This window comes from Bradyrhizobium sp. PRIMUS42, assembly GCF_023006515.1.
Classification (GTDB): Bacteria; Pseudomonadota; Alphaproteobacteria; order Rhizobiales; family Xanthobacteraceae; genus Bradyrhizobium.
The window spans coordinates 1-1,366 of the sequence record NZ_JALBGZ010001126.1 but is presented as its reverse complement, the minus strand read 5'-3'; the positions used below and the strand labels follow the sequence as shown (position 1 = coordinate 1,366).

Sequence of the window (1,366 nt, the reverse complement as noted above, 5' to 3'; positions counted from 1 at the left end):
CACCGCATCGCCGTCGGAGAGGCCGTCCGGCGGCGCAGTGATGACGCGGTCATCCGCTGCAATTCCCGAGGCGAGCTCGATCTCGCGGCCGAGGTCGCGGGCGATGGTCACGGGCTTGAACAACACCTTGTCGTCGGGCCCGACGGTCGCAACGCGCAGGCCGCTGCTGTTGAAGATCAGCGCGCTGGCGGGGATGCTGAGCGGAGCGGAGTCGCGCTGGAGATTCAGCTTCACGCCGGCATAGCCGCCGGGCATCAGCTCGCCACTCGAATTGTCGAGCCCGAGCTGCATGCGCGTGGTGCCGGAGGCAACATCGACGGCCTGCGAGGAAGCCTCCACGGTCGCCTGAAAAGTCCGGTTCGGGTATTCCGGCAGCGTGATCGTCGCCTTGGCGCCGATCTTGATGGCCGGCACGTAATTCTGGGGCACGTTGACGTAGACGCGCAGCTTGGTGATGTCGGAGACCACGAACATCGCCGGGCCCGAGCCGCCGCCGGCATTGATCAGCGCACCGACGTCGGTGTCGCGCGCGGTGACGACGCCGTCGAACGGCGCGGTGATCTTCTTGTAGCCGGCCAGCGCTTCCAGACGCTCGACGTTGGCCTTGCCCGAATTGACGGCAGCGTTCTTGTTGGAGAGATCCGCAGTGCGCTCGTCGATCTCCTGCGCGGAGACGAAATTGGAGGCGACCAGCGTCTTGCGCCGGTTCAGAGTCGCCTCCGACAGCCTTGCGCTGGCCTGCTGGCTGGCGAGGTCGGCTCGGGCTTGCAGCAATTGCTGGTCCAGGTCAGGCGCCTCGATCTCGGCGATCACCTGCCCTGCCTTGACGCGGGCGCCGATGTCGGCGCTCCAGCTCTTGAGATAACCCGACACGCGCGAGAAGATCGGCGCGCGATAATAGGCTTCCAGCCGGCCCGGCAGGTCGATGGTGGCGTTGAGGGCCTTGGCACTGGGCTGGGTCACCGCGACGCTGGGAACGGCCTGATCGTCGGTCCATTCCTTCAGCCTGGTCCCCTGCTCTTCGCGGGCGCGGATGCCGGTGCCGACGACGAGGCCAGCCGCAATCAGCACCACCACGCCGAAGATGCCCAGTTTCCGGTGCGAGACCGGGGAGCGGGGTTCAGTGGGCGACATGCGAGGTCTCCGATCGGGCGGCGGCTTTGGCGCCTTGTTTCTTGTGTACCATGCTGAACACCACGGGGACAAACATCAGCGTGGCGAAGGTTGCAAAGACCAGGCCGCCGATCACGGCGCGGCCGAGCGGCGCATTCTGTTCGCCGCCCTCGCCGAGCCCCAGCGCCATCGGCGCCATGCCGATGATCATGGCAAGCGCGGTCATCAGCACCGGACGGAACCGGACGAAGCC

2 protein-coding genes are annotated in these 1,366 nt (G+C 66.8%); both read right to left on the bottom strand.

Annotation, left to right across the window (positions count from 1 at the left end; genetic code table 11):
* Positions 1-1,134, bottom strand: a 1,134-nt coding sequence (locus tag MOV75_RS38265) for an efflux RND transporter periplasmic adaptor subunit (RefSeq protein ID WP_247008017.1), incomplete at its 3' end; no start/stop codon positions are given.
* A partial coding sequence (locus MOV75_RS38260; protein ID WP_247008016.1) for an efflux RND transporter permease subunit occupies positions 1,121-1,366 on the bottom strand: 246 nt, incomplete at its 5' end. The genes MOV75_RS38265 and MOV75_RS38260, both read right to left, overlap by 14 nt.